The organism is Leifsonia stereocauli, assembly GCF_038432415.1.
In the GTDB taxonomy this organism is placed as follows: domain Bacteria; phylum Actinomycetota; class Actinomycetes; order Actinomycetales; family Microbacteriaceae; genus Orlajensenia; species Orlajensenia stereocauli.
This window is the reverse complement of sequence record NZ_JBCAUN010000003.1, coordinates 1-25,051: the sequence shown is the minus strand read 5'-3', so window position 1 is coordinate 25,051 and position 25,051 is coordinate 1. Positions and strand designations below refer to the sequence as shown.

Genomic DNA, 25,051 nt, shown 5'->3' with positions numbered 1-25,051 from the left:
GGGCGGCATCCGTTCGTCGTCCTGATGAGCGCCCACCAGCGGCGCCGGACAGGAGACGACCATGACCACCCTGCTCGACCTCGACCGTGAGATCGATGAGACCGAGATCGGCTGGCTGCTCTCGAAGCGGGCCTCGGCGGTGAAGGCCCGAGACGCCGACTATCTCGTCTCGCGTCTCGCCCCCGGATCGACCAGCTTCGATCTCACCCCGCCGCTGAACGCCCATCGCTCGGCGGTGACGGATGCCGCAGGCCTCCGCGACTGGTTCGACGGGTTCGAGGACTCCATCGAGTACTCCGTCCGCGACCTCACCGTCGTCGTCGGCGATGACGTGGCGTTCGCGCACAGCATCGATCGCTTCACGGCCACGCCGGTCGGCGGACGACGCTTCCAACTCTGGCTGCGCGTGACGACGGGACTGCGCCGCACACGGGGAGTCTGGCTCATCACCCACGAGCACAGGTCGGTCGCTGCGCCGCCGGAGTGATGGCGTGGCCATGATGCCGTGACGCTACGGCGGGAATAGCCTCCAGAAATCAGTTGTTGCGACAATCATGAGCGACACAGCATCCGATCTCCTCGCCCCGGACACCGGGATGGGCGCGGTGACCCTGCGGGTCGGCGATCTCGATGCGATGATCGCCTACTACCGCGACGGCGTCACCCTCGAGCTGATCGCGAACGATGGCGGCACGGCGGTGCTCGGGCGCGGCACGACGCCGATCATCATCCTGCAGCACGCCCCCGAGCTGAGGGCAGCCGCGCCGCGCAGCGCCGGGCTGTTCCACACGGCCATCGTGTTCGACTCGCAGACCGCGCTGGCACTCGCCATCTACTCGGTCGCCACGCGTTACCCGGGGACGTTCACCGGCAGCGCCGACCACCTGGTGAGCGAGGCGTTCTACTTCACCGACCCCGAGGGCAATGGAGTCGAGCTGTACTGGGACCGGTCACGCACCACCTGGAGTTGGGCGCACGGCCAGATCGAGATGGCGACGCTCCACCTCGACCCGAACGCCTACCTGCAGGAGCACCTCACCGAGGTCGCACTCGAGTCGGCGGCGGCCGCGCCGTTCGGCACGGCCGTCGTCGGCCACGTGCACCTCTCGGTCGGCGATGTGGCGAGCGCACGGGCGTTCTACGTCGACAAGCTCGGCTTCGAGACGACGGCTGCGCTCGGCGACTCGGCGCTGTTCGTGTCGGCCGGCGGTTACCACCACCACATGGCCATGAACACGTGGAACAGCGCCGGCGCCGGCAGGCGCGGCCTCGCGCTTGGGCTCGGTCAGGTCGACATCGTGGTACCGAGCGCCGACGACATCGGAGCCCTCGACGAACGGATGCGGCACTACGGCGTGAAGACCCGCGACGACGGTCAGACGGTCGCCTTCGAGGACCCCTGGGCGAACCTGATCAGGGTGACTGTGCCCGCCCACATCGCTCGCTGAGGAGAAGTCGAGCAGCTAGCGCAGCCCAGCTGAAATGGCGAAGTGAAAACGTGGCCCGACGAAGTCGACCAGGTTTTCACTTCGCCATTTCAGCCAATAGGGCTAGTCGTCCGTGAGCTCGATCGTCACGTCGATGTTGCCGCGGGTCGCGTTGGAGTACGGGCACACCTGGTGCGCGGCGTCGACGAGGGCCTGAGCCTGCTCGCGATCGACCTCGGGAAGCGAGACCTCGAGCAGCACGGCGAGCTGGAATCCGCCCTGGCCGTTCGGCGTGATATCGACGCGGCCACCGACGGTGGAGTCGACGAGCTTGACCTTCTGGCCACGGGCAACGGCGTGCAGCGCGGAGTGGAAGCAGGCGGCGTATCCGGCGGCGAAGAGCTGCTCGGGGTTCGAGCCGAGGCCCGATCCGCCCATGCCTGCGGGAATGGCCATCTCGAGGTCGATGCGACCGTCGGTCGAGCGCACGTGGCCGTTGCGGCCCTCGCCGGTCGAGAGGGCTTCGGCGGTGTAGAGAACGTCCATCATCTTCTTTCCTTATTTTGCGGCATCCGTCGGCGTGCGCAGCCCGGCGGTCACCTCATTCATCCCGGCGGTCAGCTCGCGCAGCGTCTGCAGGAGCGCAGGTGCGGTCTCAGCCGAGAGCCGGGTCGCTTCCGCGACACAGCGCGGAACGTCTTCGAGTTCGGTGCGGAGCTCATCACCCCGAGCGGTCGGTGTCACCATGACGACCCTGTCGTCGCGGCCGTCGCTTCGGCGGCGTTCGACCAGGCCGCGCTCCTCGAGCCGCTTCAGCAGCGGCGAGAGCGTTCCGGAGTCGAGCCCGAGGTGGTCGCCGAGGCGGCGCACCGACGCCGTGCCCTCTGTCCAGAGCAGCACCAGCACGAGGTACTGCGTGTAGGTGAGACCCCACGGCGCGAGCAACTCCCGATAGGCGACGCTGGTGGCGTGCGACGCGCGGTAGAGCGCGAAGCACACCAGCGGATCCAGGGGTGACGGATGCTCGGAGCCGTCGGGCGACGTCGTCGTCGCGGGTGCGGTGGGGGTGGCCATGTCCTAACGATTGCACACAATTGAGTTGTGCACAACCTATGTCCTGGACGGCGACGCCAGTGGCGCTTCGGCCGCGCGCTGCGCGCGGGCCTCGACGAGCGGGAAAGCGGGGGCCGGCGGCCGGCCCGTCAGCATAGGCTGGGAGCCCACTCACTTGGAGGCATCCGTTGGCGATCGAGAAGAACACGCGGGAATTCGACGCGGGCATCGTCACCGACTTCCGGGAGCGGATGAGCTACGGCGGCTATCTCGACCTCGAGACCCTGCTGAGTGCCCAGAACCCCGTGAGCGCGCCCGAGCACCACGACGAGCTGCTGTTCATCATCCAGCACCAGACCACCGAGCTCTGGCTGAAGCTCATGCTGCACGAGCTCGCCAGCGCCCGCGACCTCCTGCGCGCCGATGAGCTGCCGCAGGCCCTCAAGCGCGTCGCCAGGGTCAAGCACATCCAGCGCACGCTCACCGAGCAGTGGTCCGTGCTGGCCACCCTGACTCCCACCGAGTACGCGGAGTTCCGCGGCTTCCTCGGCAACTCGAGCGGCTTCCAGTCGTACCAGTACCGCGCCGTGGAGTTCGTGCTCGGCAACAAGAACCGTCGCATGCTGAGCGTGTTCGAGTCCGATGCCACGGCTCACGCCCTGCTCAGCGAACTGCTCGAGGCGCCGAGCATCTACGACGAGTTCCTGCGCTACCTCGCTCGCACCGGGCATGCCGTTCCCCAGCACATCCTCGACCGCGACGTCACCGAGGCCTGGGTCTTCGACGAGTCGCTCGTCGGTGTCATCCGCGACATCTATGAGGGCGCCCATGACAACTGGTCGGCCTATGAGGCCTGCGAGGAGTTCGTCGATCTCGAGGAGAACTTCCAGCTCTGGCGGTTCAGGCACCTGAAGACGGTGCAGCGCACGATCGGCATGAAGACGGGCACCGGCGGATCGACGGGCGCCGCCTTCCTGCAGAAGGCGCTCGAGCTCACCTTCTTCCCCGAGCTCTACGCCGTGCGCACGCGCATCGGCCAGCCACCGGTGGAGCCGCCAGAGCCGACGGCATGATCGAGCCGGAGCCCACCACATGATCGAGGAGGGCCTGCTCCTCGGCGTCGAGGAGTACTGGGCGGCCGGGTGGCACGGACGCACCCTGTTCACCGTCCGCGACGGCATGCTGCATCCGTCGACGGATGCAGCAGCCACCGCAGACCTCCAACTGCCGGGCACTCTGTTCCCCCGCCTCACCGACCACCACGTGCACCTCGGCCTCGTCGACGCCGAGCGCCTGCTGCCAGCCGGCATCACGAGCGTCGTCGATCTCGGATGGATCCCGGATGTCGCAGCCGGCTGGCACACCGACAGCCGCTATCCCGGATCCACGCTGCCCGAGGTGCGCATCGCGGGCGGGCTCCTCACCTGCACCGGGGGCTACCCGGCCGTGAGCGGCTGGGCGCCTACGGGCGCGACGGTCGAGCTCGCCGACCCCGACGACGCCGACGAGGCCGTACGGGCGCAGGTCGCGCTGGGGGCATCCGTCATCAAGGTCACCCTCAACTCCGTCGCCGGCCCCGTGCCGAGCGACGAACTGCTCACGGCCATCGTGCTCTCCGCGCGGGCTCACGGCGTTCCCGTGGCCGCCCACGCGGAGGGCGTCGGCATGGCCCGGCGCGCCCTCGACGCCGGAGTGAACGCCTTCGCGCACACCCCGTTCAGCGAGCAGCTCGACACCGAGCTGATCGCACGCATGTCGCGCGCCGGCACCGCCATGATCTCCACCCTCGACATCCACGGCTGGGGCGCCCCCACGCGGGCCTTCGTCATCGCCCAGGACAACCTGCGCCGATTCGCAGCCGCCGGGGGTCGCGTGCGCTACGGCACCGATCTCGGCAACGGACCGCTCCCGATCGGCGTCAATTCCCGCGAGCTGACGGCCATCGCCGACGCCGCGCTCGACCGCGACGCCGTCGTCGAGTCGATCGCCGGATCGTGGACGCCCGACGCCGTCGGCCCCCGCTTCGCCTGGGTGCCGGGTCTCCCGCCGACCCGCGCCGGAGACGTTCCGGCCTGGCTGTCGACAGCCCGCGGCACCACCATCGACTACCTCGAGGAGACCCTGGCATGACCGCAGCGACCACCCCCGATCCGCACCTGTCCTTCGCTCGACGCATGGACCGCTCCGACGGCCTCGCGCACCTGCGCAAGCGATTCGTCGGGGTGACGGATGCCGCCGACGGCGCAGCACCCGAGGCCGTCGTCGCCTACCTCGACGGCAACTCCCTCGGGCGGCCCACCATCACCACGGGCGAGAGGCTGCAGCGCTTCGTGACCCAGGCGTGGGGCGGCCGGCTCATCCGCGGCTGGGACGAGGAGTGGCTCGACCTGCCGTTCGCGATCGGCGACGCCCTGGGCAGCGCTGCTCTGGGAGCGGCATCCGGTCAGACGTACATCGGCGACTCCACGACAGTGACGCTCTACAAGCTGGCCCGTGCCGCGGTCGACGCGCAGCTCTCACGCGACCCGGCGCGCACCGAGATCGTCGTCGACACCGACAACTTCCCGACCGACCGCTACGTGCTCGACGGCATCGCCGGAGAGCGGGGCATGAGCATCCGCTGGATCGTCGCCGACACCGAGGCCGGCGTCACGCCCGAGCAGGTCGCTGCTGTCGTCGGTCCGCAGACCGCACTGGTGGTGCTCAGCCACGTGGCCTATCGCTCCGGCTTCCTGGCCGACGTGCCTGCCATCACGCGCATCTCGCACGATGCCGGCGCCCTCGTGCTGTGGGACCTCTGCCACTCGGCAGGCTCGGTCCCCACCGAGCTCGACGCCTGGGGTGTCGACCTCGCCGTCGGCTGCACCTACAAGTACCTCAACGGCGGGCCCGGCTCCCCTGCCTTCGGCTACGTGCGCGCCGACCTGCAGGACGTGCTCGCGCAGCCCATCCGCGGCTGGCTCGGGTCGGCTGATGCCTTCCAGATGGGTCCGGAGTACGTTCCGGCCCCGGGTATCAGGCGCTTCATCAGCGGGACCCCGGCGATCGTCGGCATGCTCGCCATGCAGGACACCATCGCCATGATCGCGGATGCCGGCATGGACGCCGTTCGCGCCAAGTCGGTCGCGCTCACCGAGTTCGCGATCACCCTCGCCGACGACTGGCTGGCACCGCTCGGGGTGACCGTGGCCTCGCCGCGCGATGCCGAGCGTCGCGGCGGCCACGTGACGCTGTCGCACCCGGCCATGCGCGAGGTGACGGCCCTGCTCTGGCAGCAGGACGTCATTCCCGACTACCGCGATCCGGGCGGCCTCCGCATCGGCCTGTCGCCGCTCTCGACCAGCTACCAGGAGACCCACGCCGGCCTGGCCGCCGTGCGGGAGACCCTGCGCGGAGTGCTCCGAGAGCAGGCCGGGCTGGCGTAGACGCCGGGCAGCGCCCGACCAGCCGCGTAGACGACCCGACCGCGATCGGTCAGACGCGCTCGAACACCGCGGCGAGGCCTTGGCCGCCGCCGATGCACATGGTCTCCAGTGCGAGCGAACCGTCGAGCGCAGGCAACTCGTTCGCGAGGGTCGCGAGCATGCGCAGGCCGGTGGCGCCGATCGGATGCCCGATCGAGATCCCGCTCCCGCGCGGGTTGAGACGCGGGTCCTCCGGGTCGACACCCCAGTCGGCCAGGCAGGCCAGGACCTGCACGGCGAAGGCCTCGTTGAGCTCGATCAGGTCGAGGTCGTCGAAGACCAGACCTGCCCGCTGAAGCGCGAGGTTCGACGCCGCGACTGGTGCGACCCCGAATCGCTCCGGCTCGTTGCCCGTGACCGCCCACGATCGCAGCCGCAGCATGGGTACGAGGCCGAGCTCCGACGCCCGGCTCGGCGTGGTGACGATGGCCGCTGCCGCTGCGTCGTTCTGCCCGCTCGAGTTCCCCGCGGTCACCGTGGCCGTCGCATCCGACCTCGACAGGATGGCGCGGAGCGACGCGAGGGCTTCGAGCGATGTGTCGGCCCGCGGATGCTCGTCGCGATCGACGCGCATGGGGCCGCGGCGCCCGGGCACCTCGACCGCGACCAGCTCGGCGTCGAACGCACCCGAGTCCTGGGCTGTGACGGCGCGCTGGTGCGAACGGAGGGCGAGCGCATCCTGCGCCTCGCGGCTGATCCCGTACTCGGCGCGCAGCGTCTCGGCCGTGCCCACGTTGCCATCGGGGGTCGGATGGTCGCGCCCACCGACGGTCTCCCGGCCGCGTGCGAGCGCATCGTGCAGGAGCAGGCCGCCCGGCGGCAGGCCGCGCCTGCCCTCCACCGTGTAGAACGGCGCATTGCTCATCGACTCGGCGCCCAGGGCCACGACCACGTCGCTGATGCCGGTCTGCACCTCCATGGCAGCGTTGAGCACGGCCTGCAGTCCGCTTCCGCACCGACGGTCGAGCTGATAGCCGGTCGCCGTCACCGGCAGCCCGGCGTCGAGGGCCGCAACCCGCCCGAAGGCCGGCGCCTCCATGGTCGGGTAGCCCTGCGCCGCGATGACGCCGTCGACGGCGGCAGGGTCGATGCCGCTGCGCTGGATCACGGCACGCAGCACCGTCGTCGCGAGCTCCAGTGCCGAGACCGCAGCGAGGGATCCGCCCATCCGCCCGACGGGTGTGCGCAGGGGAGAGCAGATGACGACATCGCGCAGTTCGGTCATGATGCTCCGTCCAGGGCCGGGTCGATCGAGAGGGGGGCGCCGGTCGCGGCGACGACCTGCTCGAGGCTCACGCCGTCGGCGAGTTCGCGGAGCACGAGGCCGTCGGCCGTGACGTCGATGATGGCGAGATCGGTGATGATGCGATCGACGCACGCGCGCCCGGTGAGAGGCAGGGTGCATTCGGGTACCAGTTTTGCCGTGCCGTCCTTGGCGACATGCTCCATGACGACGATCACCCTTTCGGCGCCGTTGACGAGGTCCATCGCACCGCCCATGCCCTTGACCATCCTGCCCGGCACGGCCCAGTTGGCGATGTCTCCGCCCGCCGAGACCTGCATGGCCCCGAGCACGGCCGTCGCGATGCGTCCGCCGCGGATCATTCCGAAGGATACGGCGGAGTCGAAGTAGCTTGCCCCGGGAAGCACCGTGACCGTCTCCTTGCCCGCGTTGATGAGCTTCGGGTCCTCTTCGCCCTCCCATGGATAGGGCCCGACCCCCAATATGCCGTTCTCGGAATGCAGTACGACCTGGGTGCCGTGCGGCAGGTGGTTCGGTATCAGGGTCGGCAGCCCGATACCGAGGTTGACGTAGCTGCCGTCCTCGAGTTCCTCGGCCGCGCGGGCGGCCATCTCGTCGCGGGTGCGCGGCATCAGTCGGCGTCCTCTTCCTCGGTCGTGCCCGGCCTGGGCCTGACTGTCGTCTTCTCGATCGGAAGCTCCGTCGCCTGCTCCGGCGTGAGCTGCACGACCCTGTCCACGTAGATTCCCGGCAGGTGCACATCGTCCGGGGCGAGAACTCCCGGCTCCACGAGTTCGTCCACCTCGGCGATGGTGATGCGCCCGGCCATTCCTGCCAGCGGGTTGAAGTTGCGGGTCGACTTCTCGAAGCGCAGGTTGCCGTGCCGATCGCCGACGGCCGCCCGCACGAGGCCGTAGTCGGTGCGGATGGCCTGCTCGAGCACGTACTCCCGCGCGCTGCCGAAGACGTCGAACGGCCGCAGCTCCTTGGGCAGGCTGGTGAGCGCCACGGATCCGTCGGCGGCGTAACGGAGCGGCATCCCGCCGTCCGAGACTGCCGTGCCAGCCCCGGTCGCCGTGTAGAACGCCGGGATACCGACACCGCCAGCTCGCAGTCGTTCGGCGAGGGTTCCCTGTGGAGTCAGTTCGACCTCGACCTCGCCGCCGAGGTACTGCCGCGCGAACTCCTTGTTCTCGCCGATGTACGACGCGATCACCCGACGGATGCGGCCGGCGCCGAGCAGCTCGCCGAGGCCCCAGCCGTCGACTCCGCAGTTGTTGGAGACCACCTCGAGGCGATCCACCCCGCTCGCGAGAAGCGCCCGGATCAGCACGATCGGCACACCGGAGAGCCCGAAGCCGCCGACGGCGAGCGACGCGCCGGCCGGGATGTCGGCGACGGCCTGGGCGGCGCTGGCGACGGTCTTATCCATGGGTCGGCTCTCCCGGGGTGGTCGATTCGGCGAAGACCTCGCGCATGACGGTGCTGGCCGCGTTCGCGGCCGGAAGACCGGCGTAGAGCGCCGTGTGCAGGATGACCTCGGCGATCTCAGCGCGGCTGAGACCGTTGCGGATGGCCGCGCGCACGTGCATGCGGATCTCGGCATCATGGCCGCCGGTCACCAGAGAGGCGAGCGTCGCGATGCTGCGTTCCCGGCGCGAGAGCTCAGGGCGGGCCCAGATCTCCCCCCACGCGTAGCGCGTGATGAAGTCCTGGAACGGAGCGGTCTCCGCGGTGACGGCGGCAGTCGCTGCATCGACGTGGGCGTCGCCCAGCACCGAGCGTCGCACCGCCATGCCTGAGGCGCGCACGTCGGTCGGGGTGTGCTGTTCGATCAGCTCCAGCAGCAGGGCTGCTGACGCCACGGGCTTCTCGAGGGGCGCGAGGTGCGCTGCGCCGGCGATCTCGGCGAAGTACGCGGATGGCAGTGCATCGGCGAAGGCGTGCATCGATTCGGTCGTCGTGACGAGATCGTATTCCCCGCTCACGACGAGGGCGGGCACCACGATCTCGGGAAGCGAGGGCGTGCGGTCGAAGTTGGCGAGAGCATCCGTGCAGAGGGCGTACGACTCGTCGTCGACATCGATGAGGGTACCGAGGCCTCGGGCGCCGGGGCCGCTCGGGTCCGACTCGAGATGGCCGGGCGCGTACCAGCGTGCCGCACTCCCGGTCACCACCGACGCTGTGCCCGACGCCCGCACCTGCGCGGCCCGCTCGGCCCAGCCTGCAGGGTCGCCGATGCGCGATCCGCTGCAGAACGACGCCATCGTCAGAAGCCGCTCCGGATGCGACGCCGCGAGTTCGAGTGCGACGGCTCCGCCCAAGGAGAGGCCGGCCACATGGAAACGTCCGCCGCCGGCCTCGTCGACCAGGCGCAGCGTCGCCTCGGCGAGCTCGGCGATGGTGAACGGGGAGCCGGCCGCCGGGCTGGCGCCATGCCCCGGCAGGTCGATGCGCAGGATGCGCAGGGTGGGCAGCGCGTGCGCGACCTCGGCGACGACGCCGTCCCAGACGGCGGTTGTGGTCCCGAGTGATGGGAGGAGGACGAGCAGGCCGCTAGACGTCGCGGTGTCCGCTGCGGGCGTGATCGACCCGAGCAGGCGGGGGATGGTCATCGGGGATCCTTCGTCGAGAGGGAGCGGAAGCGCCGGACGGCCACGCCGACGACGCGCTGCGAAGCAGCGATCGTCGCGGCCTCGTCGTGCTGCAGTCCTGGGCTGATGGCGCGCGACTTCTGTACCGCGGCGTGGTCGATGCTGATGTCGGAGAGCATCGAGGCCGCGGCATCGGCACTCTCGAGCGCGATGCGCAGAAGCGTGCGGAACGCCGCCCACTCGGCATGCCACTCGCCGACCGGTCGGGCGTCCTGCGAGACGGCGGCTGTGTGCACCGTCGCGAGCAGCCCGGGGGCGCGCAGTCCGTTCGCCGTCAACAGCACCGCGTCGACGGGATTGCGCTTGTGCGGCATGGCGGATGAGCCGCCGGTCGCCCCCAGCACCACCTCGCCGATCTCGGTGCGGGCGAGGAATCCCACGTCCCGGCCGATCCTGCCGAGCACGGCGGCGATGACGGCGACGGATGCCGCGATGCGGAGGATCGGGCTGCGCTCGGTGTGCCACGACCTGCCCGGGTCGTCGAGCCCCAGGTCGGCGGCGATGACGGCGCGCACGTCGGGACCCAAGTTCTCGCCTGTGCCGACGGCGCCGCCCAGCTGCACGGGGAAGCTGAGCGAGTCGACCTCTTCGATGGCAGACGTCACGCCGTCGAGCCATCCGGCCGCGACCACGCCGACAGTGCTCTGGGCGGCGTGCTGGCCGAGGGTACGGGCGATCGCGATGGTCTGCACCTCGTTCGTGGCGAGCGCCACCAGTGCGGCGCCGGTGTCGAGCAGGCGTTCGCGGGCGACACGGATGGTCCGGCTCGCCACGAGCACGAGCGCACTGTCGAGCACGTCCTGGCTGGTCGCGCCTGCGTGCACTGACGAACTCGAGCCCGGTACGACGGCCTCGGCCATGGCGCGCAGCTGCGACACGAGCGGGATGACGGGAACGCCACCGGTGCGGAGGCCCTCGAGCAGGGCGGCTCGGTCGACAGCCTCGGGGCGGAACGCATCCGCCACGGTGTCGGCGTCGCGGACCGACAGGTCTCCGCCGGCCCGGAGCAGCGCACGCTCCACGTCGATCATGGCCTCCAGCACGGCGTCGTCGCTGGTGGCGCCGGCTGACGCCGCCAGGGGCTCGAGCAGTCCCCAGTCGGTCCAGCCCGGGTCGCGCTCCTCAGTCATGGCTCTCCGCATCGAAATCGAGGAAGACGGTTTCGTCGTCGCCCTGCAGCCGTATATCGAAACGGTAGCTGTGCGGAGCGTCGAATGTCGCGATCAACGTCGATCGACGCGACGGATCGACGCCACCGAGGAAGGCGTCCGAGTCGTTGCGGTCCACCTCGTCGCCGAAGTACGCCCTGGTGAACAGGTGGTGCGTGAGTCCACGGGCGAAGATCGTGACGAGAATGTACGGCGCGGCACCCGCCCGGGTCGCCCCGGGCTTGATGGTGGAGAAGTCGTAGTGTCCGCGACGATCGACGGGTGTGCGTCCGAATCCGGTCACGGTGTGGCCGTCACGGGCGAGGCTGCCGAGTTCGGAGATCACACGGCCGGCGGCATCCGCGTGCCAGATCTCGACGATGGCGTCGGGGATGGGGTGCCCGGCGCCGTCGAACACGGTTCCGTGCAGGCGGATGGCGGCCGGATGCCACGGAGCTGCCACCCTCTCGCCGCCACCCAACGGCAATGCGTAGCCGAAGAACGGACCGATGGTCTGAGAGGGCGTCTGCAGGAACTCGGACTCGGGGAGCTCAGGCATGGTCGGCGTCCTCCGGCTCCATCCAGGTGGACTTCGGGCCGGTCAGCACGACGTCCCAGCGGTAGCCGAGCGCCCATTCCGGCTCGCTCACCTCGTGGTCGTACCGGGCGATGAGTCGCTCGCGGGCTGCCGGGTCGACGATCGACTGGTAGATCGGGTCGAGGCCGAACAGCGGGTCGCCCGGAAAGTACATCTGGGTGATGAGCCGCTGAGTGAAGGCGGAGCCGAAGAAGGAGAAGTGGATGTGTGCCGGCCGCCACGCGTTGCGGTGGTTCTTCCACGGGTAGGCGCCCGGCTTGATCGTGGTGAGACGGTAGCTTCCGTCATCGCCGGTGATGATGCGGCCCACCCCGGTGAAGTTCGGGTCGAGCGGCGCCGGATGCTGATCGCGCTTGTGCACGTACCGGCCCGAGGCGTTCGCCTGCCAGATCTCCACGAGCTGGTTGCGCACGGGCCGGCCGTCCCCGTCGAGCACACGCCCGGTCACGATGATGCGCTCGCCGAGCGGTTCGCCGGTGTGCTGGATGGTGAGGACACTCTCCTCCGCCGCCACATCGGTGTGCCCGAAGACCGGCGACGCCAGCTCGATCTCCTCCGGGTCGGCTCGGACGAGTTCGTGGGTCGGATGCCGCAGGGCCGTGCTGCGGTACGGCAGGAAGTCGCGCGGAGGATGCACCGGAAGCGGGCGGCCGGTCGCCCGCGCCCACTCCCCGTGCTCGGCGTGGATCTGCTCGATCTCCGCTGAGACCATCTCCTGGGTCAGCTGCTCCGCTGGAATCGTCATGATGTCCTCGCTCTCAGAAGGGAAGGCCGGCGTACTGCTCGGCGAGACTCGCCATCGCGTGCTGCGACCCGGTCACGTACTCCAGCTGACCGACCTGGCTGCGGTACCGAAAGGCGCGGGCCGCGGCATCCGGAACCTCGTGGTGAACGTGCAGCATCTCCGTCATCCATTGCGAGAAGTGCTGCACCTGCCACTGCCTGGCCAGCGCTCGGTCGCTGTAGCTCGCCAACGGGGCATCGTCACCCGCCCGCTGCTCGAGAAGCGCCCGACCGAGCAGGGCCACGTCGGCGATGGCCGAGTTGAGACCCTTGGCACCGGTCGGCGGCACGATGTGCCCGGCGTCTCCCACCAGGAACAGCCGCCCGCTCGCGAGGGTCGACGTGACGAAGCTGCGCATCGGCGTGATCGACTTCTCGGTGATCGGTCCCTGCTCCAGGGTCCAGCCGTCGACTCCGAGCCGGGTCTGCAGGCCGTCCCAGATGCGTTCGTCGCTCCAGTCGTCGATCGATGCGCCCGGGTTCACCTGCAGGTAGAGCCTCGACACCCGCCGCGATCGCATCGAGTGCATGGCGAAGCCGTCGGGATGCAGCGCGTAGATGAGGTCGTCGGTCGACGGGGCCACGTCGGCGAGGATGCCGAGCCAGGCGAAGGGGTACGAGCGTTCATACGTCTCAAGCGAGCCGGACGGGAAACTCGGCCGGCAGATGCCGTGATAGCCGTCAGCGCCGACGACGAAGTCGGAGTGCAGCTCGTGGCGGATCCCGTCCTTCGAGTACCCGACCACGGGATCCGCGCCGTCGATGCCGCGGGGAGAGACGTCGGAGGCGTCGAAGACGATGGCAGAGCCGAGGCGCTCGTGCTCAGCGAGCAGGTCCGTCACGAGTGCCTGTTGACCGTAGACGGTGACGGTGCGTCCCACGAGCTCACGGAAGTCGACGTGCCGACGCTTGCCCTCGTACTGCAGATGGATGCCTCCGTGCTCGAGTCCGCGCTCGCGCAGGTTCGCGTCGAGCCCCAGAGAGGCGACGACGTCGACGGAGCCCTGCTCGAGCACTCCGGCTCGGATGCGGCTCAGAACGTGCTCGCGGGAGCTCCGCTCGAGGATGACGAACGGTATGCCCGCCTGCCCGAGGATGTGCCCGAGAAGGAGCCCGGCCGGGCCGGCGCCGATGATGGCCACGCTCGTCTGCACTGAAGAGCCTCTCGCATCGATGGGAAGGTGCTCCCACTGTCGCGCCATCGGGCACGTACAGCGTTGACGTTTCCACTCAGTGGAAACTGAATCGATGATCCGGGGCTAGGGCCGCCACCCGAGCGCGGCGGAGACGCCACGGGCCGCCATCCGCACACCGAGCGCGAACTGCGGCTCAGCCCTCCGCTCGACCCGCGCGACGATCGACACGGCCGCGACCACGGTCCCCGTCGCGTCGCGCACGGGTGCGGCGACCGAGAACGCCCCGCTCGTGAGTTCCTCGACCGAGGTGTCGAGGCCTGTGAGGCGGATCTCGGCGAGGCGGGCGCGCAGCGGCCCGTCCGACGTCAGGGTGTTGGGGAGGTAGCGCCGCGGGCCGGCTGCGAGAACGGCGTCGAAGACCTCGGGCGGCGAGAACGCGAGCAGCACGAGCCCAACGCCCGTGGCGTGCAGCGGCAGGCGCGTCCCCACATCCGAGATGACGGGGACCGCGTCGCGTCCCGACAGGCGCTCGAGGTACACGGCTCCCAGGTCGTCGCGAACGGCCAGGTGCACGTGCTCTCGGGTCGCGTCGAGCAAATCGTCGAGATAGGGGCGAGCGAGATCACGGAGTCGTCCCGCCGTCGGCTGGCGGGTCCCGAGGCGCCAGAGCTTGATCCCCACCCTGTAGCGCCCATCGTCGCCACGCATCAAGCCTCCCCACTCGACCCACTCCGCCAACAGGCGGTGCGTCGTCGAGATCGGAAGGCGCGCTCGCTGGGCGACCTCCGTGAGAGTCAGCTCGTCACCGCTCTGGAAGGCATCGGCGATGGAGAACAGCTTGTCGGCGACGGATCGACCCGCGCCTCCCAAGTCGCCCACTCAGCCGGCGAGCAGCTTGGCCTTCGCCTCGCTGAACTCAGTGTCGGTGAGCACTCCGCTCGCGTGGAGAGCAGCCAGCTGGTTGATCTTGTCGATGAGGGGGTCTGTGGCACCGGATGCCGGAGGCCGGGCGGGCTCGGCAGCAGGCGCCGCTGCCTGCGTCGCCGAGCCGTACTGATCGGTCCCCTGCTCCCGCTCGTACGCGTCGGCATCCTGCTGGGTGGCGTACTTCTGCTGCTGGTGATGCGCGATCGCCCCCGCCGTCATGGCAGCCGTGCCGGTGATGACTGCTGTGCGCGCGACGGTGCCGATGAGTCCGGGTCGCCCGAAGCGTCGTCCGATGAGCATGGTGGTTCCCCTCGTTCCGGGATCTGTCTAACAGTCGATTCTGGGAATCGGATCAGTCCACGAGCGCCGCGACGGCGTCCTCATGGTCGATCTGCACGTGCAGGGCCACCTCGCCGCCCTGCTCGCGCAGCACCTCGTAGAGCCGGAACGCCCAGCGGTGCTCGACGGCGAGCACCAGCGCCACGGTTCCGGGTTCGAGCGCCTCTCCGACGATCTCGGCATCCGAGTCGCTGAGGAGGTCGCGCGGGTCTGGAGCGAAGCTCTCGAAGCCCGGCACCTCGTCCTGCTCGATGTCACGGGCCGAGATGAGGCCCTCGGCATCACGCGTCACGACGATGGCGTCGATCACGGCGATCTTGCCGCCATCGACGAGCTTCTCGAGTTCTTCGGCGATGGCCCGCAGGCCGCCGCCCTCGGGGAAGGTCAGCACGAGCACCTCTACTGGTCCGATCGGCATCCGTGACTCCTCCTTCATCCCGCCCACGGCAACGCTACTCGGACGACGACGCCACCGTCACCCCCGGCACGGGCAGCGCGGCGCCGACCTCGCGGAGCCACCCGATAGAATTGGTGCCATCCCCCTCTCTACTCCCGGACGGAGCCTCAGGTGACCACGATCATCGTCGAGACCATGCCCAAGGCCGAACTGCTCGACCCGCAGGGGAAGGCCGTCGCCGGCGCCCTCGCCCGCCTCGGCACCAGCACCTTCGCGTCTGTGCGCATCGGCAAGCGTTTCGAGATCGTGGTCGACGGCCCCGTCGACGACGCGATCCTCGCCGAAGTTCGCACCGTGGCCGAGGAGATCCTCTCGAACTCGGTCATCGAGGACGTCGTCGGCATCCACGTGGTCGAGGCTGCAATCTGATGGCCACCCGCGTCGGAGTGATCACCTTCCCGGGCTCCCTCGACGACCGCGACGCCCAGCGCGCCGTGCGCATCGCCGGAGCCGAGCCCGTCGCCCTGTGGCACGGTTCCCACGATCTCGAGGGCGTCGACGCCCTCATCCTGCCCGGCGGGTTCAGCTATGGCGACTACCTGCGCTGCGGCGCCATCGCGAGCCTGTCGCCGATCATGACCGAGGTCGTCGCCGCCGCGAATTCCGGCATGCCCGTGCTCGGCATCTGCAACGGCTTCCAGATGCTCACCGAGGCGCACCTGCTCGAGGGCGGTCTCATCCGCAACGACCACGGCTCCTTCATCTGTCGCGACCAGGTGCTGCGCGTCGAGAACACCGACACCTCGTGGACGCGCGACTTCGAGACCGGCGAGAACATCACCATCCCGCTGAAGAACGGCGAGGGCGGCTTCATCGCCTCCGACGAGACGCTCGACCGGCTCGAGGGCGAGGGCCGTGTGGTCTTCCGCTACGTCGACGTCAACCCCAACGGATCACTCCGCGACATCGCCGGAATCTCCAACGAGCGCGGCAACGTGGTCGGCCTCATGCCGCACCCCGAGCACGCCGTCGAGCCCGGCTTCGGACCCGACACCGACGTCGCCATGCGCTCCGGAGTCGACGGGCTCGCCTTCTTCACCAGCGTCATCCAGCGCACTCTGGCCTCAGTCTGAGAATGACGGATGCAGCGGGCTCACCAGGCCCGGTCTCGATGCCTGCGCCGGCGGCAGGTCGCGGCTTCGCGGCGACTCCGCAGCGTTACTTCCGTGTCGTCGCAGTGGCCGAGGCGATCACGTGGACGCTGCTGATCGCCGGAATGCTGCAGAAGTACGTCTTCGACGCCGGTGAATGGGGCGTCAGCCTCGGCGGTGGACTGCACGGCTTCGTGTTCATCGTCTACGCCGCGAGCGTCGTGCTCGTGGCCGTCAACCAGCGCTGGTCACTCGGTGTCGCGGCCACGGGCATCGCCAGCGCCGTCGTGCCGTACGCCACCATCCCGTTCGACCTGTGGGCGGATCGGACCGGTCGCCTCGATGGTCCCTGGCGTACGCAGGCCGACGGCCACCCGTCGGACGGCACCGTCGTGAACCGCCTTCTCCGCTGGGGCCTCGCGCACCCGGGGCTTCTGGCGGCTCTGGCCGTCGTAGGCGTCGCCGTCGTCTTCGTCACCCTGCTCCTGATCGGTCCTCCCGGCGGCCGCGACTGAGTCACGGGCACCGCGCCTCCTCGCTTCGAGAAGCGATCCTTGTGTTCCCCATCGCCCCTCAATACGCTGACCATGAGTATCAACGAAAGGGCATCCTCATGGCATCAGGACCTGTCGAGATCGTGGTCATCGGCTTCACAGAACCACTCACGGGGAAGATCCTCCCCGAACTGAGCAAGCTGGTCGAGTCGGGAGTCGTCACCATCGTCGACGGCCTGGTCGCCCAGAAGGACCTGGACGGATCGGTGACTCTCGCCGAGCTCGCCGAGTCCGGCGGAGACGAGGATGCAGCGGCGCTGGCCGACCTGCTCGACCGCGTTGACGGACTGGTGTCCGACCAGGACGTCGAGGAACTCGTCTCCGGACTCGAACCGGGCACCTCTGCTGCCATCCTGGTCTTCGAGCACACCTGGCTGAAGCCTCTCCGCGACACCATATTCGCCAACGGCGGAGTGCTGCTCGACAGCGTGCGCATTCCCGGCCCCGTTGTCGACGAGATCCTCGCGACCGTTCCCGAAATCGACTGAACAACGAAGGAGATCTGGCATGCGAGGAAGAATGGGACGCCCCGGACTGATCGGCATGGCGGCTCGCACCGCGGTCGTCGCGGGAACAGCCACCGCCGTGTCCGGCAACGTGCAGCGACGCCAGGCCGGGCGGGCCCAGCAGGCTGCGGATGCCGACGCCTACCAGCAGCAGCAACAGCAGGCCGAGTACGAAGCTCAGCAGCCCCAGTACGCGGCAGCTCCTGCGGCAGCTCCGGCTCCTGCGGCCGACGACCTGACGGCGCAGATCGAGAAGCTCGCGACCCTCAAGACCGCAGGCGTCATCAGCGACGCCGAGTTCTCGGCGGCGAAGGCCAAGCTGCTCGGAATCTGATCCGCGGCATCCGGCGCCGACGGGGTCGGCACGGACTGATCAGGGAGCGATCGGCCGCTTCTCCCCTCGGAGGATGCGACCGGTCGCTCCGTCGTCTGTGACGAGAACCTGCCCGATCGTCGTGGCCGCGACCAGCACGAACATGAGCACGAACAGCCAGCCGATGTAGCTGAAGGTGATGCCGAGCACGCCGAACTGCGCGGCCGCCGCCGACAGGGCGATCGGCAGGTAGACGCGTCCCACCAGGCCCATGATCGCCAGCGCGATGCCGGCGAGCACTGCGCCGGGTAACAGCATCCGGAACGAGACCGTGCGATTCAGCACGACCCACGGAGTGATGAGCCAGACCGCTGCCCAGATGACCACCTCGAGCACGAAGCCGAACGCCCCGAACCCGCTCCGCGGTTCGATGACCGAGCGGGTGAATTGCACCAGGAGCACTCCGATCACCACGGCCGCGACGGCCGCGAGCCAGCGCCAGGCGAAGCGAAGTCCGGCCTTCCTCGCCGACCACACCCTGATGTAGAAGCGCTCCAGGGCGCGCGACAGCGCTGTGGCCGAGACGATGAGCACGAGGATGCCGAACCAGCCGAGCGCGCTGAACACGTCAGACGCCGGCGGAACGGCCGACTCGAGCACCGACTTCGCCGAGTGGCTCAGCCCGAGGTGCGTGGCGAGATTCTGCCCGACGGGCTGCGCGTCGCCGCCTTGAAGGGCCGCTGCGGCGATGATGATCGGAACGACGGAGGTGAACGCCTGCGCCGCGAGGGTCATCGAGCGGTCGAAGAGCTCGACCTGCACGAGTGCCTCCGCCGTGCGCAGGCCGAGGCGACCGACCACCGACTGCGCCGCGATCGCCTCGACACGGGTTCGCATGCGACCGCGCGCTTGAGTCGGCCGAGGCCCTGGCTGGGAATTGGGCTGCGCACCTTCCGGAGCACCCGTCTCATCGACTGCTGCCATCTGCCCAGTATGCCGCCGCGCGGTCAGGGCGTCCGCGGCGACCCGACCTGCGCGAGTCCGAGGAGGACGCAGAGAGCCCGAAGAACCTCCACCGGTGCGCAGGAAGCAGGATTCCGAACGGTCGGTCTGGAGTTCATCCGTGTCTAAGATGAGTGCACGCGAGTTCCCGATCAACGTCGATCACTGGAGACCCCATGGCACTGAGCCCCCACCCGCCCGTCGAGATTCCCGACACGTCCATCTTCGAGTACCTGTTCGGTGGGCTCGAGGCCGCCGACCTCGACGAGATCGCCCTCGTCGACGGCACCTCCGGAGCCGAGACCACCTATCGCCAGCTGGTCGGGCAGATCTCCCTGCTCGCCGGGGCCCTCGCCGCCCGCGGGGTCGGCGTCGGTGACGTCGTCGGCATCCTCTGCCCCAACATCCCCGCGTTCGCCACTGTCTTCCACGGCGTGCTGCGCGCTGGGGCCACGGCCACCACGATCAACTCTCTCTACACCCCGGGCGAGATCACGAACCAGCTGACGGATGCCGGAGCCCAGTGGCTCTTCACCATCTCGCCCATGCTCCCCCAGGCCGAGGCCGCTGCCGAGGCGAGCGGAATCCCGGCCGACCACCTGATCGTCCTCGACGGCGCCGAGGGCCACCCGTCGTTGCGCGACCTGCTCGGCGAGGGGAAGCAGGCCCCAGCGGTGAGCTTCGACCCGGCCACGCACGTCGCGGTGCTGCCCTACTCCTCAGGCACCACCGGGCACCCCAAGGGCGTCATGCTCAGCCATCGCAACCTCATCGCGAACATCGCGCAGTCCAGCGGCTCCATCGGCCTCGGCGACAGGGGCCTCGGCGCCGGCGACCGGGTGCTCGCCGTGCTGCCGTTCTTCCACATCTACGGCATGACCGTGCTGCTCAACTTCGCCCTCCGCGAGCGCGCCACCCTCGTCACGATGCCCAAGTTCGACCTGCCCGAGTTCCTGCGCGTGGTCTCCGAGACCAAGGTCACCTGGATCTTCATCGCCCCGCCCATCGCCGTGGCACTGGCGAAGCATCCGCTGGTCGACCAGTTCGACCTCTCGAGCGTCGAGGTCGTGTTCTCGGGGGCGGCTCCCCTCGACGGCTCGCTCGCCAACCTCGTCGCCCAGCGCCTCGACTGCATCGTCTGCCAGGGTTACGGCATGACGGAGCTCAGCCCGGTGTCGCATTCCATCCCGGTCGAGCACCACGAGATCGACCGCTCGAGCATCGGCATCCTGCTGCCCAACACCGAGGCTCGCATCGTCGACGTCGAGAGCGGCGCCGATGTCGACGTGCCGGCCGACGGCCAGAGCCCGTCCGGCGAGCTCCTCGTGCGCGGACCGCAGGTCATGCTCGGCTACCTCAACAACGACGACGCAACGGGCCGAACCCTCGACGGCGACGGCTGGCTGCACACGGGCGACATCGCCACCGTGACTGCCGACGGCGTGTACTACATCGTCGACCGGCTGAAGGAGCTCATCAAGTACAAGGGCTACCAGGTGGCGCCGGCAGTTCTCGAGGCCGTGCTGCTCGGGCACCCCGCCATCGCCGACGCCGCTGTCATCGGCGTGCTCGACGACGACGGCCAGGAGATCCCGAAGGCCTTCGTCGTGCTCCAGCCCGATGCCGACCTCGACGAGGCCGGTGTCATGGAGCATGTCGCGGCCCACGTCGCGCCCTACGAGAAGGTGCGCCGGGTGGAGTTCATCGACGTCATCCCGAAGTCGAGCGCCGGCAAGATCCTGCGCAAGGACCTGCGCGCCCGCCCCTCGGAGGACTGACGACCGGCCGACCGCGACGAGCGCTCAGGCGCCGTCGCGGTCGAGGGTCTCCTCGACCTCCTGGTCGCTCGCTCCGGTCTGGATCGGGATGGCCGAGGTGAACATGCTGGCGCGTTCCTCAGCCTCTGGGGAGCCTGAGAACAGGTTCGACTGTTCGCCCGTGTGCGGAGACGGCACGTCGACGAATGGCTCGGGCTCCGGCTCGTGCCTGCGCGACGACTTCTTCTCGGGGCGAGCGGATGCGGCATCCGGTGTCGCGTCGACAGCGGCGGGATCGACGAGCACCCGCTGGTGCGGGATCGACGTCGGGTGCTGCGTCTGCACCCACGCCACCATTTCCTCGCGCACGTAGCAGCGCAGGTCGAAGAGAGTGGGGGCGTCGGCCGCCGTCACGAGGATGCGCACGCGCACGAAGCCGCCGACGGCGTCGGTCACCTGCAGCACCGAGGCACGCTGGTCCCAGAGCTCTGTGCGCTCGAGCGACGCAGCGAGCTGCTCGCGCATGAGGGAGGGAGCGATGCGCCAGTCCAGGTCGAGCTCCACCGAGCCGAGCAGGGCGCTGCCCTCGCGAGTCCAGTTCTGGAACGGCTGCGTGGTGAAGTAGGTGCACGGCAGCACGAGATTGCGCTCGTCCCAGAGATTGACCACGACGTAGCTCAGCGTGATCTCGCCGATCTTGCCCCACTCGCCCTCGACGACCACCACATCGTCGACGCGGATCGCCTCACTGAAGGCGAGCTGGATGCCGGCGAACAGGTTCGCGAGGGTCGACTGCGCAGCAAGACCGGCCACGACGCTCAGCAGGCCGGCCGACGCGAGCAGACTCGCTCCCACGAGACGCACCTCGGGGAAGCTCAGCAGCACTCCGCCGATGGCGACGACCACGGCCACCACGACGACCAGGCGGCGAAGGATGGCAATCTGCGTGCGCACCCGACGGGCGACCTTGTTGTCGGCGACGTCGATCCGGTAGCGGGCGGTGCTGAGATCCATGCCGAACAGCGCGAGTTCGCAGACGAACCACGAGCCGACCACGATCATGGCGATGAGGAGCAGGTGCTCGAAGGCTGCGCGCACCTCGCTCTCATCGAGGGTGGCGACCACCACGATCCAGAGACCGGTGATGAAGAGCAACAGGCGGAACGGCCAGCGCGCGCGCTTCAGCAGGATGCGCGGCCATTCCTTGTGTCGGCCGACAGCGCGGGCGATCTGTCGGGCGATCGCCGTGATCACCAGTGCGGCGATCGCCGCGATCACGACGGCCACGCCGAAGCCCAGCCACGAGTGCCATTCGAATCCGTCGAGCACGGATGCCTCCCATCGGTCGAAGCATCCAGCCTACGGACTCGTACGCCCGCGGAGGGCCGGACGGAGTCCGCGCCACTCCGCTCGCTGAGGCCCGGACGAAGTCCGCGGGCGAAGCGCAGCCTAGCTGTACAGCTCCTCGGGCACCCGCAGCGCGTAGATCGGCTTGCCGGTCCCCCAGATGAGAGCGCACGCCGCTCGCAGCAGGTCTATCGGAGCGTCGCCGCGCTTCACGATCTCCACGTTCTCGCCCCTCAGCCGCACGACGGCCTTCCCCACCGTCACCTTGGCTCCGGCATCCGTCACCTGGACTTCCGGGTAGGGCTGGCTCAGCTGCCTCAGGTCATCGAGGATGAACGTCGGCCGCTGGTCGGGAACCGCGGCCAGCACCTGCTTGGCCTTGTCGATGCCGGTGAGCACGAGCGCCGACGGCATGCCCGCCCGGTTCGCCCCGAGGATGTCGGTGTCGAGCCGGTCCCCGATGAACAGCGGGGCGCTCGCCTCGAAACGCAGCCGAGCCTCGTCGAAGATCGCCACCTCGGGCTTGCCGGCCACGACCGGCAGTCGCCCCACCGCCGTGTGCACAGCAGACACGAGCGTGCCGTTGCCCGGTGCGATGCCGCGCTCCTGCGGGATCGTCCAGTCGGTGTTCGTCGCCACCCACGGGATGCCGCCGTCGCCGGAGTCCGCCAAGGCGAACGACGCTTCGGCGAGCTGCTTCCAGCCCAGCTCGGGCGCGAAGCCCTGGATGACGGCGGCGGGGGAGTCCTCGGCCGAGCGCGTCACCGTGAAGCCGGCCTTCTCGACCTCGGTCACCAGACCGTCTCCGCCGATCACGAGGATCACGGATGCCGCGGGCACGAGCCCGGCGAGCAGGCGCACTGCTGCCTGCGGCGACGTCACCACATCGCTCGGCGCGACACTCAGGCCGAGCTCCGAGAGATGGGTCGCCACCGAGGCATCGGTGCGCGAGGCGTTGTTGGTGATGTAGCCGATGCGGGCATGCGCGGATGCCGCGTTGAGGGCCTCGACAGCGAACGGAATGGCCCGCGGACCGGCGTAGACGACTCCGTCGAGATCGGCGAGAACGACGTCGACACCATCGAGAGGTGTCACGCCGCTACTTCTCCGTCTCGGCATCGGTCACGCTGGCGTCGGGCTCGATCGCGTCCGCCTCGTCGGCGACAGGCTCGTCGGCGTCGGGGTCGTCGGTGACAGGCTCGTCGGCCTCGAGGGCCTCCTCGAAGTCGGCGTCGAGCTCGGCCTCGAGCTCCTCGCCCTCCTCCTCGGCTTCGGCGTCAGCCTCGATCGCGGCATCGGCCGCGCGGTCCTCGGCGTACTCCCCGTCGACGTCCTCCTCCACGTCATCGAACTCGAGATCCTCCTCGAGCACCTCGACGTAGTCGTCGTCGCCACCGTCGCGGGCAGTGATCGCTGCAGCGGCACGCTCCGAGCGCTCGCGCCAGGCAGCCGAGTCCTCGTTGCGGCCGAGGTCCTCCAGCACGTCGGCGTAGGCCGCGAACAGGCCGGGGCTGTAGGAGAAGGCCTTGTTCGGGTCGAGCTGCGTGATCTCGAGCTCGGCCAGGGCCTCGTCGGTCTGGCCGAGGTCGAGACGCGCACCCGACATGGCGATGGCCAGGGCGACCTGCACGTCTGAGGCGAGGGTCGAGCGGTCGACGGATCGGCCGAGCTCGAGGGCGCGGTCCGGGCGACCGACTCCACGCTCGCTGTCGACCATCAGCGGCAGCTGGTCGTTCTTGCCCGAGATGCGACGGAAGGTACGCAGCTCGCGGAGCGCGAGGGCGTAGTCGCCCACGGCGTAGGCGGTGATCGCGAGGGTCTCGCGCACCACCGCGATGCGGCCGGCGCGACGCGACGCCGAGATCACGTGCTGGTGGGCGAGCTCGGGGTCGTCCTCGATGAGACGGACGGCCATCACCAGGTGCTTGGCCACCCACTCCGCGTTCTCCTTGGTGAGGGTCTTCAGCTCGTTGCGGGCGACGCGGTCGAGCTCATCGGGCTCGACGCCGTCGGGCACCCACGGGTCGTCGTGACGCGGGCGGATCATGCGCAGCTCTTCGGCGCGCCTCTCCTCCTCGGTCAGCTCGACCTCGGCCTCGAAGGCACCGCGGTCGCCCCGGGCCGGAGCACCGTCGCGGGTCCAGAGCTTCTTCGGCGCGCGGTCGTCCTTCTTCTCCCACGGCTTGCCGGAGGACGACCCGCCTCGGTCGTCGCGCTTCTCCCACGGCTTGCCGGAGGGCTCGCCGGAACGCTGCGGACGGTCGGAGCTGTAAGGCTTCCTCTCGGAGCTGTACGGCTTGCGGTCCCCATCGCGCGGCGGCTTGCGGTCACCGGCCCAGGGGGTTCGGCTGTCTCCGCTGGGTGCTCCGTCACGCTTCTCCCACGGCTTCGAGCCGCCGCGGTCGTCGTTCCTCTCCCAGGGCTTGCGGTCGCCCGAGGCGCCACCGCTGCGCTGGGGACGATCAGAGCCGTAGGGCTTCCGTTCCGAGTTGTAGGGCTTGCGGTCGCCATCGCGGGGAGGACGGCGGTCGCCACTGGGAGCACCCTCGCGCTTCTCCCACGGCTTGCGCTCACCCGAGGGCGCGCCCGATCGCTGCGGACGATCGGAACCGTAGGGCTTCCGATCCGAGTTGTACGGCTTGCGGTCGCCATCGCGCGGCGGGCGCCGGTCGGCGCTGGGCGCACCCTCGCGCTTCTCCCACGGCTTGCGCTCACCCGAGGGCGCGCCCGATCGCTGCGGACGATCGTTGTCGTACGGCTTCCGCTCGGAGTTGTACGGCCTGCGGTCACCGCTGGGTGCGCCATCGCGCTTCTCCCAGGGCTTGCGGTCTCCGGATGCCGCACCAGAGCGCTGCGGACGATCGGAGTCGTACGGCTTGCGGTCGCCGCCGCTGCGAGGCGCGCCGTCGCGCTTCTCCCAGGGCTTCTTGTCGCCGTCCCCGCGGGAACCTCCGGAGCTGCCCGAACGTGCCGGCCGATCGTCGTCGCGCTTCGGCGCACGGTCTCTGGGTGGATAGTCGCTCACGAGGAAGTCCTTCTCTTGCGCAGGGCGCGCGAACAGGCGCGCCGCCCTCGCCATTATCGCGGGGTCTCTGTTGAATTGGTGTTAAATGCGAAAAGGCCACCCGGTGGTGGGTGGCCTTTTCGTTGAGTTAAGTCCGGCGGTGTCCTACTCTCCCACAGGGTCTCCCCTGCAGTACCATCGGCGCTGAGAGTCTTAGCTTCCGGGTTCGGAATGTGACCGGGCGTTTC

The 25,051-nt window shown here is 69.4% G+C and carries 28 protein-coding genes and 1 rRNA gene; 11 read left to right on the top strand and 18 right to left on the bottom strand.

What is annotated here, in order from left to right:
• The first annotated feature begins 61 nt into the window (after positions 1-61).
• Both AADV74_RS14325 and AADV74_RS14320 read left to right on the top strand, forming a co-directional pair.
• On the top strand, positions 62-487 hold the full coding sequence (locus AADV74_RS14325; protein ID WP_342115278.1) for a YybH family protein: 426 nt from the start codon (positions 62-64) through the stop codon (positions 485-487).
• 67 nt (positions 488-554) lie between these two features.
• Complete coding sequence (locus AADV74_RS14320) at positions 555-1,448, top strand: VOC family protein (protein ID WP_342115276.1); 894 nt, start codon at positions 555-557, stop codon at positions 1,446-1,448.
• Positions 1,449-1,550: 102 nt separating this feature from the next.
• On the opposite strand, the gene AADV74_RS14315 is transcribed toward AADV74_RS14320, so the two are convergent.
• The gene (locus AADV74_RS14315) at positions 1,551-1,973 is read right to left on the bottom strand and encodes an organic hydroperoxide resistance protein (protein WP_342116362.1); all 423 of its coding nucleotides are present in this window, start codon (positions 1,971-1,973) and stop codon (positions 1,551-1,553) included.
• Between the two features lie 12 nt (positions 1,974-1,985).
• On the bottom strand, positions 1,986-2,501 hold the full coding sequence (locus tag AADV74_RS14310) for a MarR family winged helix-turn-helix transcriptional regulator (RefSeq protein WP_342115274.1): 516 nt from the start codon (positions 2,499-2,501) through the stop codon (positions 1,986-1,988).
• Between the two features lie 167 nt (positions 2,502-2,668).
• On the opposite strand from AADV74_RS14310, the gene AADV74_RS14305 reads away from it, so the two are divergent.
• From AADV74_RS14305 to AADV74_RS14295, 3 genes are read left to right on the top strand one after another with little or no spacing between them, the layout of a single operon-like run.
• The gene (locus AADV74_RS14305) at positions 2,669-3,553 is read left to right on the top strand and encodes a tryptophan 2,3-dioxygenase (RefSeq protein WP_342115272.1); all 885 of its coding nucleotides are present in this window, start codon (positions 2,669-2,671) and stop codon (positions 3,551-3,553) included.
• A 19-nt stretch (positions 3,554-3,572) separates the two neighbouring features.
• Positions 3,573-4,610, top strand: coding sequence for an amidohydrolase family protein (locus AADV74_RS14300; RefSeq protein ID WP_342115270.1), 1,038 nt, complete (start codon positions 3,573-3,575; stop codon positions 4,608-4,610).
• Positions 4,607-5,905, top strand: coding sequence for a kynureninase (locus AADV74_RS14295; RefSeq protein ID WP_342115268.1), 1,299 nt, complete (start codon positions 4,607-4,609; stop codon positions 5,903-5,905). The genes AADV74_RS14300 and AADV74_RS14295 overlap by 4 nt, the downstream gene beginning before the upstream one ends.
• A gap of 49 nt (positions 5,906-5,954) precedes the next feature.
• Here the strand turns inward: AADV74_RS14295 and AADV74_RS14290 are convergent, their stop codons facing one another.
• The 11 genes from AADV74_RS14290 to AADV74_RS14240 all read right to left on the bottom strand — a co-directional run bounded on the left by AADV74_RS14290 (position 5,955) and on the right by AADV74_RS14240 (position 15,190).
• Positions 5,955-7,169 carry an acetyl-CoA C-acetyltransferase gene (locus AADV74_RS14290; protein WP_342115266.1) on the bottom strand — a complete coding sequence of 405 codons (1,215 nt, stop codon included), beginning with the start codon at positions 7,167-7,169 and terminating at the stop codon, positions 5,955-5,957.
• Positions 7,166-7,819 carry a CoA transferase subunit B gene (locus tag AADV74_RS14285; protein WP_342115264.1) on the bottom strand — a complete coding sequence of 218 codons (654 nt, stop codon included), beginning with the start codon at positions 7,817-7,819 and terminating at the stop codon, positions 7,166-7,168. Before AADV74_RS14285 ends, AADV74_RS14290 begins: the two co-directional genes overlap by 4 nt.
• Positions 7,819-8,619 (bottom strand): CoA transferase subunit A, encoded by an 801-nt coding sequence (locus tag AADV74_RS14280; protein WP_342115262.1) that lies wholly within the window; start codon positions 8,617-8,619, stop codon positions 7,819-7,821. Before AADV74_RS14280 ends, AADV74_RS14285 begins: the two co-directional genes overlap by 1 nt.
• On the bottom strand, positions 8,612-9,802 hold the full coding sequence (pcaDC, locus tag AADV74_RS14275) for a bifunctional 3-oxoadipate enol-lactonase/4-carboxymuconolactone decarboxylase PcaDC (protein WP_342115260.1): 1,191 nt from the start codon (positions 9,800-9,802) through the stop codon (positions 8,612-8,614). The genes AADV74_RS14280 and pcaDC overlap by 8 nt, the downstream gene beginning before the upstream one ends.
• The gene (locus AADV74_RS14270; RefSeq protein WP_342115258.1) at positions 9,799-10,971 is read right to left on the bottom strand and encodes a lyase family protein; all 1,173 of its coding nucleotides are present in this window, start codon (positions 10,969-10,971) and stop codon (positions 9,799-9,801) included. Before AADV74_RS14270 ends, pcaDC begins: the two co-directional genes overlap by 4 nt.
• The gene (pcaG, locus tag AADV74_RS14265) at positions 10,964-11,548 is read right to left on the bottom strand and encodes a protocatechuate 3,4-dioxygenase subunit alpha (protein WP_342115256.1); all 585 of its coding nucleotides are present in this window, start codon (positions 11,546-11,548) and stop codon (positions 10,964-10,966) included. The genes AADV74_RS14270 and pcaG overlap by 8 nt, the downstream gene beginning before the upstream one ends.
• The gene (pcaH, locus tag AADV74_RS14260) at positions 11,541-12,332 is read right to left on the bottom strand and encodes a protocatechuate 3,4-dioxygenase subunit beta (RefSeq protein WP_342115253.1); all 792 of its coding nucleotides are present in this window, start codon (positions 12,330-12,332) and stop codon (positions 11,541-11,543) included. The genes pcaG and pcaH overlap by 8 nt, the downstream gene beginning before the upstream one ends.
• A 13-nt stretch (positions 12,333-12,345) precedes the next feature.
• A complete protein-coding gene (locus tag AADV74_RS14255) occupies positions 12,346-13,524 on the bottom strand; it encodes a 4-hydroxybenzoate 3-monooxygenase (RefSeq protein WP_342115251.1) in 1,179 nt (392 codons plus the stop codon).
• A gap of 105 nt (positions 13,525-13,629) precedes the next feature.
• Entirely contained in the window at positions 13,630-14,385 is a 756-nt protein-coding gene (locus AADV74_RS14250; RefSeq protein ID WP_342115249.1) for an IclR family transcriptional regulator, read from the bottom strand.
• On the bottom strand, positions 14,386-14,733 hold the full coding sequence (locus tag AADV74_RS14245) for an SHOCT domain-containing protein (protein WP_342115246.1): 348 nt from the start codon (positions 14,731-14,733) through the stop codon (positions 14,386-14,388). It lies immediately after the preceding gene.
• Between the two features lie 52 nt (positions 14,734-14,785).
• Complete coding sequence (locus AADV74_RS14240; RefSeq protein ID WP_342115244.1) at positions 14,786-15,190, bottom strand: DUF6325 family protein; 405 nt, start codon at positions 15,188-15,190, stop codon at positions 14,786-14,788.
• 150 nt (positions 15,191-15,340) lie between these two features.
• On the opposite strand from AADV74_RS14240, the gene purS reads away from it, so the two are divergent.
• From purS to AADV74_RS14215, 5 genes are all read left to right on the top strand, one after another.
• Positions 15,341-15,598, top strand: a complete 258-nt coding sequence (gene purS / locus AADV74_RS14235; protein ID WP_342115242.1) for a phosphoribosylformylglycinamidine synthase subunit PurS — start codon at positions 15,341-15,343, stop codon at positions 15,596-15,598.
• Positions 15,598-16,302: a phosphoribosylformylglycinamidine synthase subunit PurQ gene (gene purQ / locus AADV74_RS14230; protein ID WP_342115240.1), complete on the top strand. Its 705-nt coding sequence runs from the start codon at positions 15,598-15,600 to the stop codon at positions 16,300-16,302. The genes purS and purQ overlap by 1 nt, the downstream gene beginning before the upstream one ends.
• A 2-nt stretch (positions 16,303-16,304) precedes the next feature.
• On the top strand, positions 16,305-16,835 hold the full coding sequence (locus AADV74_RS14225; protein WP_342115238.1) for a DUF3817 domain-containing protein: 531 nt from the start codon (positions 16,305-16,307) through the stop codon (positions 16,833-16,835).
• Positions 16,836-16,933: 98 nt separating this feature from the next.
• Positions 16,934-17,362 carry a DUF6325 family protein gene (locus AADV74_RS14220; RefSeq protein ID WP_342115235.1) on the top strand — a complete coding sequence of 143 codons (429 nt, stop codon included), beginning with the start codon at positions 16,934-16,936 and terminating at the stop codon, positions 17,360-17,362.
• A 19-nt stretch (positions 17,363-17,381) separates the two neighbouring features.
• Positions 17,382-17,714 carry an SHOCT domain-containing protein gene (locus AADV74_RS14215; RefSeq protein WP_342115233.1) on the top strand — a complete coding sequence of 111 codons (333 nt, stop codon included), beginning with the start codon at positions 17,382-17,384 and terminating at the stop codon, positions 17,712-17,714.
• A 39-nt stretch (positions 17,715-17,753) separates the two neighbouring features.
• Here AADV74_RS14215 and AADV74_RS14210 read toward each other — a convergent pair whose 3' ends face one another.
• A complete protein-coding gene (locus AADV74_RS14210; RefSeq protein ID WP_342115231.1) occupies positions 17,754-18,590 on the bottom strand; it encodes a hypothetical protein in 837 nt (278 codons plus the stop codon).
• 281 nt (positions 18,591-18,871) lie between these two features.
• On the opposite strand from AADV74_RS14210, the gene AADV74_RS14205 reads away from it, so the two are divergent.
• Positions 18,872-20,473 (top strand): AMP-binding protein, encoded by a 1,602-nt coding sequence (locus AADV74_RS14205; protein ID WP_342115230.1) that lies wholly within the window; start codon positions 18,872-18,874, stop codon positions 20,471-20,473.
• Positions 20,474-20,497: 24 nt separating this feature from the next.
• Here the strand turns inward: AADV74_RS14205 and AADV74_RS14200 are convergent, their stop codons facing one another.
• The 4 genes from AADV74_RS14200 to rrf form a co-directional block, all read right to left on the bottom strand.
• Positions 20,498-21,781, bottom strand: coding sequence for a mechanosensitive ion channel family protein (locus tag AADV74_RS14200; protein ID WP_342115228.1), 1,284 nt, complete (start codon positions 21,779-21,781; stop codon positions 20,498-20,500).
• Positions 21,782-21,901: 120 nt separating this feature from the next.
• On the bottom strand, positions 21,902-22,918 hold the full coding sequence (locus AADV74_RS14195; RefSeq protein ID WP_342115226.1) for an HAD-IIA family hydrolase: 1,017 nt from the start codon (positions 22,916-22,918) through the stop codon (positions 21,902-21,904).
• The gene (locus tag AADV74_RS14190) at positions 22,899-24,824 is read right to left on the bottom strand and encodes a primosomal protein (RefSeq protein WP_342115224.1); all 1,926 of its coding nucleotides are present in this window, start codon (positions 24,822-24,824) and stop codon (positions 22,899-22,901) included. The genes AADV74_RS14195 and AADV74_RS14190 overlap by 20 nt, the downstream gene beginning before the upstream one ends.
• 131 nt (positions 24,825-24,955) lie before the next feature.
• Positions 24,956-25,051 (bottom strand): 5S ribosomal RNA (gene rrf / locus AADV74_RS14185); the annotation flags it as partial.